Source organism: Streptomyces hilarionis (assembly GCF_024539675.1).
In the GTDB taxonomy this organism is placed as follows: Bacteria; Actinomycetota; Actinomycetes; order Streptomycetales; family Streptomycetaceae; genus Streptomyces; species Streptomyces hilarionis.
This window is the reverse complement of sequence record NZ_JAHHIT010000233.1, coordinates 1-9,584: the sequence shown is the minus strand read 5'-3', so window position 1 is coordinate 9,584 and position 9,584 is coordinate 1. Positions and strand designations below refer to the sequence as shown.

Here is a 9,584-nt window from a genome sequence, read left to right as displayed (position 1 = left end):
CCCGGCCCCGCCCCGATTCCTCCCCGAGTTCGACAACCTGCTCCTCTCCCACGCCGACCGCACGCGGGTCATCCCGCCCGAGCAGTGGGGCCGCAGCTGGCAGGGCAACCAGGCCCACCGCACCCTCCTCGTCGACGGCTTCCTGGCGGGCGTGTGGCGGCCGGAGCCGGACGCGCTGGTCGTCGAGCCGTTCACGCAGCTCACCTTGGCGCAGCGCCGGGAGGTCGTCGAGGAGGGCGAGCGGATGCTGTCCGTGCTGCACCCGGGACAGTCCATGGATATCCGCTTCGGCCGGGTGCGGACCGGCGAGGACTGACCGGCCCGGTGCCCGCCGGGCGGGGGCGGCACGCGCGAAGCCCCCACCGGAAGGGCCGGCGGGGGCGTTGGAGAGGGGGCGCTGCGGGCCGCTCGTGGAGGCTCGCAGCGCCCCCTGATCGTTCCCTGAGGATCCTCGGGGGTCGAGGGGCCCTCAGGCGTTCTTCGGGGTCAGCCGTGCACCGGCTACGAGGTGACCTGCGCGGTCACCAGGGCGGAGAAGGTGGTCAGCCGGGTGTACACACCCGGGTAACCGGCCTCCGCGCAGCCCTCGCCCCAAGAAGTGATCCCTGCCAGGACGCCCCCGATGAGCAGGGGACCGCCGCTGTCGCCCTGGCAGGTGTCTGTGCCGCCGGAGGTGAATCCGGCGCAAACCATGTCGGTCTGGACGAAGTCCGAACCGTAGGAGCTCTTGCAGCTGGAGTCGGACACGACCGGGACGGTCGCGGTCCGCAGCTGGTTGGAGGAGCCCCCGTTCTCCGAGGTGGTGCCCCAGCCCAGGATGCGGGCGCTCGTGCCGGCCGCGTACACCCCGGTCTGCGACGAGGAGACGTAGGACGCCGTGGTGTACGGCATCGACGTCGACAGGGTCAGCACGGCCACGTCGTCGCCGTTCGTGGCGTCCGTGTAGTCCGGGTCGATCCAGATCCTGCTGACCCGGCTCACCGTGCCGTTGGTGCCGTTCAGGTAGGTGCGTCCGCCGACGACGCGCACGCTGCTCGTGGTCTCGCCGACCATGCAGTGGGCGGCCGTGATCACCTTGGTCGCCGAGACCAGCGTCCCGCCGCAGAACTGGTTCTGGGAGGCGTCGGTGATCTGCATCATGAACGGGTACGCGGTGGTCGTGGTCGTGGTGCCGCCGACGATCGGCTGGGGCGCTGCGACGGCGGTGGGGGCGCCGAGCAGTGCGGTCGCGGCCGCGGCGGCGGTCGCCGCGACCACGGCTGCGGTCTTCTTCACGCGGTTGAGCCCGAGCATGGAACTCCTCGATGGAGACGGCCGGTGGGGGGTCGCGCGGGTGTGGGGGTGAGCACGGGGGCCGCGGGACCGACCCCCGTGTGCCCGGGCGAGCGGCACGTCCCTTACGCTAGGACTCGGCCACCGCTGCCCCCAATGAGGGAACCCCCTAAGGGAGTTGGGGCAGGGAAAACCCTCGGTCGGCCCGGGGAACGCGAGGCCGCGGCAGCGGCCGTCGCCCCGGGACCGCACGGTGCGCTCGCCGCGCGCGGCGCACAGGCCAGGAGAAACCCACTAGGGGTAGGTAGCCGCTGCGGGAGCGTTGTCCCGCCGATTCCTCACTTCGCGTGACGTCCCGCGGCCAGACGGACGATGTCCACCCGCGAACGGATCCCCAGCTTGCGGTAGACCCGCGTCAGCGTGGCCTCCACCGTCTTGACGCTGATGAACAGGCGCGCGGCGATCTCCCGGTTGGTCGCGCCCTCCATGACGAGCGCGGCCACCTGACGCTCCATCGCGGCCAGCCCCTCCAGCACGTCGGACGGCTCCTGCTGCGGACGCGCGACGGCGAGCCGCTGCGCCGCCGCGCCCTGCGCCGCGGCCTCGTCCACCTGACGCAGCCAGGGCAGCGCCCGGCACCGCCGGAACAGCCGGGCCGCCTCGTCGTACGACGTCGGCCCCGGCCCCGCCCCCGGCCGCAGCGTGCGCAGCCGGGCCAGCGCGAACGCCGCCCGCGCCTCCTCCAGGCCGTACCCCAGCTTGGCGAGCCGGTCCTGAACGGACGTCAGCCGGGACAGCGCCGCGTCGTGGTCGCCGAGCGCCGCCCGCACCATCGCCTCCGCGCGGTCCAGCACGGCCAGCACGCTCTCCCGGTCCAGCCGCAGCGCGTGCTCGCGCGTGACGTCGATGACGTCCTGGGCCTCGCCCGGCTCGCCCACCAGGACGAGCGCCTCCGCGAGGTCGCCCTGCCAGCGGCCGCGCGCCGGGTCCGTGATGCGCAGTCCGGCCTCCAGCTCCCGCACCCGGCGCAGCGAGCCGACCGCGCCCGCGGCGTCCCCGGCCACCAGCTGGGCGTGGCCCAGCGCGGCCAGGGCGCGCGAGAGGTACATCTGGTCGCCGTCCTCCTCGGCGCGCCCCGCCGCCTCCCGGGCCAGCTCCAGCGCCCGGTCGACGTCGCCGCCCGAGGCCTCGGCGAGGGAGGCCAGCATCGCGGAGGCCCCCAGGCCGATGCCGGAGTCGCGGGCCAGGCGCAGGCTCTCGCGGGCCAGGTCCAGGGCGCGTCCGCAGTGCCCGGAGCGCAGTTCCGTCTCGGCGAGGAAGCGCTGGAAGTGCACCTCGCTCTCGACCATGCCGCGCCGGCGCACCTCGCGCAGCAGGGCGGTGATGGTCGAGCGGGCCTCGGCCAGCTGGTCGCTCATCATCAGCCAGCGGAACCTGGCCGCGCCGACGCCGTTGTGGTGGCAGGCCACGTACGGGTCCTGCGGCTCCTTCATCGCCTGCTTGATGGTCGCGGGCGCGTTCGGGTGGCCCATCAGGGTCTCGGTGGACGACTGGAAGGACAGGGCCATGAGCTCGGTGCGCCGGTCGTCGCCGCGGGCGGCCAGCTCGGCCGCGTGCGCGGCCTCCTGCCGCGCCTCGGAGAAGTCGCCCTCGACGATCAGCTTGCGCCAGGCGAGGTGGTAGTGGACCAGCGCGAGCAGCCGGGGGTCGTCCCCCGCGTCGGCCAGAGCCTGCGGGAAGACGGCGTCGACGTCGCCGAGCGCCTGACCGGCGGCCTCGATGACCACCTCCCAGGCGCGGATCCGGTCGGCGGCCACGGTGGCCCGGGTCAGGACCTCGCGCGCGATGTCCCGGGCGAGGTCCACCTCGCCGGCCGTGATCGCGTCCTCGGCGGCCTGCAGCCGGTGCTGGTCGGGGGCGGGCGTGCCGTCCGGCGGGGTGTGCCGGGCGGCGAGCAGCCCGAGCGCGGCGGCGACCGAGGGGGCGCCCCGGTCGCGGGACAGCGCGGCGGCCTCGGCGAGCCGGGCGGCCACCTCGGGGTCGGTGCCGGTGGTGGCCAGGGCGAGGTTGCGGGCCCGCTCGATCGGGTCGGACGCGGCGGTGGACAGCGCGGCGTGCGCGGCCCGGCGCTCCTGCGCGGGGGCCTCCGCGTACAGCGCCGCCGAGATCAGCGGATGCGCGAAGCGCACGGCGGGCCCCTCGGGCTCGGTCGTCAGCAGCCCGAGTTCGGCGGCCCGGGCGGTCTCGGCCTCGGCGTTCTCCCGGCCGGCCGCGTGCAGCAGGGCCAGCGTGGGGCGGGCGCCGGCGCTGGCGACGAGCAGGGTGCGCCGGGCCTCGGCGGAGAGCATGTCGAGGCGGCTGAGGACCAGGGCGCGCAGCGAGGTCGGCACCGGAAGGGGCTCGCCCGGCCGGGGCGGCGTGGGGCTCTCGCCAAGGGCGCGGCCCAGCTCCAGGGCGAAGAGGGGGTTGCCGCCGCTGGTGCGGTGGATCTCCCGCATCGTGGAGCGGGGCAGGTCGGTGTAGCCGCGGTGGTCGAGGAGCGCGGAGACCTGGGCGCTGGAGAGCGGGTTGAGGCGGACGGCGAGGGTGTCGGGCGGAGACGCGCGTAGATGGCGGTCGTACTCCTGGCCCTCGGTCCGGACCGCGCAGAGCAGCTGCACCGGGGTGTCGCCGAGGCGGCGGGCGGCGAAGCCGAGGAGCTCGGCGCTGGCCGAGTCCAGCCACTGGAGGTCGTCGGCGACGAGCAGGACGGGGCCCGCCGCGGCCAGGGCGCGCAGCGCCGACAGGACGGCGAGCCGCAGCGCGAGGCCGTCGCGCTGGAGGGTCGACTCGCCCCGGCCGGTCAGCGCGGACTCCAGGGCGGTGCGCTGGGCGGCGGGCAGCTTGTCCGAGATCTCGTCGAGGACCAGACCGAAGAGGTCGGCCAAGGCCAGGAACGGCAGGTGCGATTCGGACTCGGTGGCCGAGCAGCGCAGCACGGTGCGCGCCGCGTCGCCGTAATCCGCGGCCAATGCCCGCAGCACGGTCGACTTTCCTATTCCGGCCGGGCCGTGCAGCAGCACACTGCCGCCGCGGGTCAGCTGCTCGCGGGCGGCCGCGTACAGCTCGTCCCTGCCGATGACCAGGTCGGGGCGGCATCGGGCAGGCTCCTTGAAGTCCCGTCGCACGGTCACCGCTCCCCTCCGAGTGTCGTGTCCGGGCCAAATTCTAGGCAACGACTCTTTGAAATTCGGAGGCATGGCGTGGTGAGGGATATAACAACGTGACGCATAGGGAAATTCATGGCGACGCTGAGTGAATAATCGCTTGTCGTGAGGGGGCTCCCTGGCTTGATGTGATCGCTCCTCGCCGACGCCCCGCGGGGCGTCGGCGACGGCCGCGCCGAGCCGCCTTGCGGCGGGGTGCGGCCCCGTCGCGCTACGGCAGCAGACCCGCCCTGCGGGCCGCGACCACCGCCTCTCCCCGGGTGCGCGCGCCCAGCCTGCGCATCGCCGACCTGAGATACCCCTTGACCGTCTCCGCGCCCAGCCCGAGCCGCTCGGCGGCCACGGCGTTCGTCGCCCCCGCCGCCACGCACGCCAGCACGTCCAGCTCGCGCGGAGCCAGGGCGACCGCGGGCCGCTCCGGCTCCCGCGGCGCCCCCGGGGCCAGCAGCCCGCAGGCGTCGAGGAGCTCCGCGCGCAGCACCGGGTCCGCGATCCGCGGGGCCAGCGCGCGCAGCGCGGCATGCGCCTCGCGCACCTGCTCCCAGCCGGCCGCCGTGCCCCCGCCCCGGCCCTTCCCGGCGGCCGCCGCACGCGCCTCGGCCGCGGCCAGCAGGTCGCGCGCCTCGTCCTGGACCACCAGCGCCTGCTCCACGTCGCGCGCCGCCTGCACCGCCGCGGTCAGCGTCCGCTCACCCAGCGGCTGCGCCGTGCGCAGCGCGCCGTAGAGCACCCCGCGCACCCGGCGGCGCACCACCACCGGGATCGCCAGCACCGAGCGCAGCCCCTCCTCGGCGACGGCCGCGTCGTACTCGTGACTGATCTGCCGGGACAGCGAGTAGTCGGTCACCGCGCACGGCCGGGCCAGTGCCACGGCCTTGCCGCCCAGCCCGTTCCCCGAGGTCACGGCCAGCCCGCGCAGCGCGAGCCCGGCCGCGCCGCTGAACTCGCTGATCCGCATGCGCTGGCGCCCCGGCTCCACCAGCCCGCCGAAGGCGACCGGCAGCCCGGTCGCCCGCCGCAGCCGCATCAGCGCCCCGCCGATCTGGGCCGTTCCGGCTGCCTCTGCTGCCACGTTGTCGCCCTTTCCGCGCGGCGTCGTGCCGCACACCCCCGTTCGGGGGTAGTGAGACCTGCATCACGGATTACACGATGGCAGAGAGCCGCCCGGCAATGGTCCGGCGCCACGGGAGTGTGCCGCAGGGGCGCGCCGCTGTCGAGCGCCGTCCCCGGGCCGACGAGCCGACGAACATGACAGCCAAGAGAGCGAGGAGCCGATGACGACGGCGACGGAGCGCTTCCGCGCAGCCCGCGACTTCCTGCTGGAGCACCGCGAGGACTACACGACCGCCTACGAGCGGTTCGAGTGGCCCCGGCCGGAGCGCTTCAACTGGGCCCTGGACTGGTTCGACGCCATCGCCGAGGGCAACGGGCGCACCGCCCTGCACATCGTCGAGGAGGACGGCAGCGAGACGCGGCTGAGCTTCGCCGAGCTGTCGCGGCGCTCGGACCGGGCCGCCAACTGGCTGCGCGCCCGCGGGGTCGCCGCTGAGGACCGGATCCTCGTCATGCTCGGCAACCAGGCGGAACTGTGGGAGACGGCGCTGGCCGCCATGAAGCTGCGCGCGGTCGTCATCCCCGCCACCCCGCTGCTGGGCCCCGCCGACCTGGCCGACCGCGTCGCACGCGGCCGGGTCCGGCACGTCCTCGTCCGCTCCGAGGACGCCGGCAAGTTCGACGAGGTCCCCGGCGACTACACCCGCATCGCCGTCGGCGGCGCCCCCGAGGGCTGGCACCCGTACGAGGACGCCTACGACGCGCCGGCCGACTTCACCCCCGACGGCCCCACCCTCGCCGACGACCCGCTCATGCTCTACTTCACGTCCGGCACGACCGCCCGCCCCAAGCTGGTGGAGCACACCCACACCTCGTACCCGGTCGGGCACCTGGCCACGATGTACTGGATCGGGCTCGAGCCCCACGACGTGCACCTCAACATCTCCTCGCCCGGCTGGGCCAAGCACGCCTGGTCCAACCTCTTCGCCCCGTGGAACGCCGAGGCGACCGTCTTCATCCACAACTACACCCGCTTCGACCCGGCCCGGCTCATGGCGGAGATGGACCGTGCGGGCGTGACGACGTTCTGCGCCCCGCCGACCGTCTGGCGCATGCTCATCCAGGCCGACCTCACCCAGCTGCGCACCCCGCCCCGCGAGGCCGTCGCCGCGGGCGAGCCCCTCAACCCCGAGGTCGTCGAACAGGTGCGACGCGCCTGGGGCGTCACGGTCCGGGACGGCTTCGGCCAGACCGAGACGGCCGTGCAGATCGCCAACAGCCCGGGCCAGGAGCTGAAGTCAGGCTCCATGGGCCGGCCGAGCCCGGGCTACCGGGTGGAACTCCTGGACCCCGTCTCCGGCGCGCCGGGCGCCCGGGAGGGCGAGATCGCGCTCGACCTGTCCGCCCGCCCGGTGGGACTGATGACCGGCTACCACGGCGATCCCGACCGCACGGCGGAGGCGATGGCCGGCGGCTACTACCGCACGGGGGACATCGGCAGCAGGGACGAGAACGGGTACCTCACCTACGTCGGCCGGGCCGACGACGTCTTCAAGGCCTCCGACTACAAGATCAGCCCCTTCGAGCTCGAGAGCGCGCTGCTGGAGCACGAGGCCGTCGCCGAGGCGGCCGTGGTCCCGGCCCCGGACGCCCTGCGCCTCGCCGTGCCCAAGGCGTACGTCGTCCTCGCCGAGGGCTGGGAGCCGGGCCCCGACACCGCGAAGGTGCTGTTCGAGCACTCCCGGGACGTCCTCGCCCCCTACAAGCGCCTGCGGCGGCTGGAGTTCGCCCCGCTGCCCAAGACGGTCAGCGGCAAGATCCGCCGGATCGAGCTGCGCGAGGCCACGGCGGCCGGCTCGGACGCCGAGTACCGCGATGAGGACTTCCGGTGACCGAGCGGCTGTCGTACACGCACGGGACGGGGACCACCGCCCTGCTCGGCGACACCATCGGGGCCAACCTCGACCGGACCGTGGCGAGATGGCCGGAGCGCGAGGCGCTGGTCGACGTGCCGTCCGGACGGCGCTGGACCTACGCCGCGTTCGCCGCCGACGTCGACGAGCTGGCGAGCGCCCTCGTGGCCGCCGGGGTCGACAAGGGCGACCGGGTCGGGATCTGGGCGGTCAACTGCCCGGAATGGGTGCTGGTCCAGTACGCCACCGCCCGCGTCGGCGCCGTCATGGTGAACATCAACCCGGCCTACCGGACCCACGAGGTCGAGTTCGTCCTCAACCAGTCCGGTGTCCGCCTCCTGTTCGCCTCGCTCAGCCACAAGAGCAGCGACTACCGGGCAATGGTCGAGCAGGTGCGGGGCAGGTGCCCGCGGCTGCGGGAGACGGTGTACATCGGCGACCCCGGCTGGGAGGCGTTCCTGCGGCGGGCGACCCCCGGCGCGCCGTACGCCGAACTGTCCTGCGACGACCCCATCAACATCCAGTACACCTCGGGCACGACCGGCTTCCCGAAGGGGGCCACCCTCTCCCACCACAACATCCTCAACAACGGCTACTTCGTGGGCGAGTCGATCGCCTACACCGAGCAGGACCGCATCTGCATCCCCGTGCCCTTCTACCACTGCTTCGGCATGGTGATGGGCAACCTCGCCGCCACCTCGCACGGCGCCTGCATGGTCATCCCCGCCCCCTCCTTCGACCCGCAGGCCACGCTGGAGGCGGTCCAGCAGGAGCGCTGCACCTCCCTGTACGGCGTCCCGACGATGTTCATCGCGGAGCTGAACCTCCCGGGCTTCGCGGGCTACGACCTCACCTCCCTGCGCACCGGCATCATGGCGGGTTCGCCCTGCCCGGTGGAGGTGATGAAGCGGGTGGTCGCCGAGATGCACATGGAGCAGGTCTCCATCTGCTACGGCATGACGGAGACGTCGCCGGTCTCGCTCCAGACCAGGATGGAGGACGACCTGGAGCACCGCACCGGCACCGTCGGCCGCGTCCTGCCGCACATCGAGGTGAAGATCGTCGATCCGGCGACCGGCGCGACCCTGCCCCGGGGCACGGCGGGCGAGCTGTGCACCCGCGGCTACAGCGTGATGCTCGGCTACTGGGACGAGCCGGAGAAGACCGCCGAGGCCGTCGACCCCGGCCGCTGGATGCACACCGGCGACCTGGCGACGATGCGCGAGGACGGCTACGTGGAGATCGTCGGCCGGATCAAGGACATGATCATCCGGGGCGGCGAGAACGTCTACCCGCGCGAGATCGAGGAGTTCCTGTACGGCCACCCGAAGATCAGGGACGTCCAGGTCGTCGGGGTCGCGCACGAGAAGTACGGCGAGGAGGTCCTCGCCTGTGTGATCCCGGGCGATCCGGCGGACCCCCCGACGCTGGAGGACCTGCGCGCGTTCTGCGAGGGCCGCCTCGCGCACTACAAGATCCCCAGCAGGCTCCGGATCCTGGACGCCTTCCCGATGACCGTGTCGGGGAAGGTGCGCAAGATCGAACTGCGCGAGACGTACGCGCGCTAGGACTCCCTCGGCGGCCTCCGCCGCCCTCGGCCCGGGACGCCCCGGCGGTCGCGTGCCTCGGGACCGCCGGGGGCGTCCCCGCCCTCGCGGGCTCCGGCGTCGGCGAGGGCGCCGGCCGTCGGGTTGACCGGCTGCGGAGCGCCGGTGAGGTCCAGCACGAACAGCGGCACGCCGAGCTGGTCGGCGCGGGCGCGGGCGTCGTCGGCGTAGCCGGCGAGGGAGAAGTACAGGCACTCGGCCGACTCCGTCATGGCCGTCAGCCACAGGCACTCCACGTCCCGCAGTGAGGCCGGGTGGACGCTGGGGTCCACCTGGGCGAGGAGTCCGCGGGCGGCGAGGCCGATGCCGGAGGTGGGCCGCTGGTCGGCCCGCCGGATGTCCCCGTGGCCCAGCCAGTTCAGATACAGCGCCGCCGCGGTCACCGCGTCCCGCGCGGTGCGGATCGCGACGGGCCGGAAGGCGCGCCGGGGCGAGCGGGGGACGGGCGCCGCCCCCGCCCGGGCGTCCGCCTCCGCCGCCCGCCGGAGGAACCCGGGGCGCAGAACGACGTCGGGTGCGGGGACGAGCCCGGA

6 protein-coding genes and 1 pseudogene are annotated in these 9,584 nt (G+C 74.2%); 3 read left to right on the top strand and 4 right to left on the bottom strand.

All coding sequences use genetic code 11. The features are described 5' to 3' along the window. Positions 1–316: DNA glycosylase AlkZ-like family protein (locus tag KMS84_RS36075; RefSeq protein ID WP_256920759.1), on the top strand; the 316-nt coding region annotated here is incomplete at its 5' end. A 185-nt stretch (positions 317–501) separates the two neighbouring features. Here the strand turns inward: KMS84_RS36075 and KMS84_RS36070 are convergent. From KMS84_RS36070 to KMS84_RS36060, 3 genes are all read right to left on the bottom strand, one after another. Next, positions 502–1,293, bottom strand: coding sequence for a S1 family peptidase (locus KMS84_RS36070; protein ID WP_256920758.1), 792 nt, complete (start codon positions 1,291–1,293; stop codon positions 502–504). 317 nt (positions 1,294–1,610) lie between these two features. After that, a complete protein-coding gene (locus tag KMS84_RS36065; RefSeq protein WP_256920757.1) occupies positions 1,611–4,445 on the bottom strand; it encodes a helix-turn-helix transcriptional regulator in 2,835 nt (944 codons plus the stop codon). Between the two features lie 244 nt (positions 4,446–4,689). Beyond that, positions 4,690–5,550: a helix-turn-helix transcriptional regulator gene (locus KMS84_RS36060; RefSeq protein ID WP_256920756.1), complete on the bottom strand. Its 861-nt coding sequence runs from the start codon at positions 5,548–5,550 to the stop codon at positions 4,690–4,692. 202 nt (positions 5,551–5,752) lie between these two features. Between KMS84_RS36060 and KMS84_RS36055 the strand changes: the two genes are divergently transcribed. Together KMS84_RS36055 and KMS84_RS36050 are read left to right on the top strand one after the other, a co-directional pair. Continuing rightward, entirely contained in the window at positions 5,753–7,423 is a 1,671-nt protein-coding gene (locus KMS84_RS36055) for an AMP-binding protein (RefSeq protein ID WP_256920755.1), read from the top strand. Continuing rightward, positions 7,420–9,012 carry an AMP-binding protein gene (locus KMS84_RS36050; RefSeq protein WP_256920754.1) on the top strand — a complete coding sequence of 531 codons (1,593 nt, stop codon included), beginning with the start codon at positions 7,420–7,422 and terminating at the stop codon, positions 9,010–9,012. Before KMS84_RS36055 ends, KMS84_RS36050 begins: the two co-directional genes overlap by 4 nt. Here the strand turns inward: KMS84_RS36050 and KMS84_RS36045 are convergent. Further along, positions 9,009–9,584, bottom strand: a pseudogene (locus tag KMS84_RS36045) (hypothetical protein); the annotation flags it as partial. The gene KMS84_RS36050 and the pseudogene KMS84_RS36045 overlap by 4 nt on opposite strands.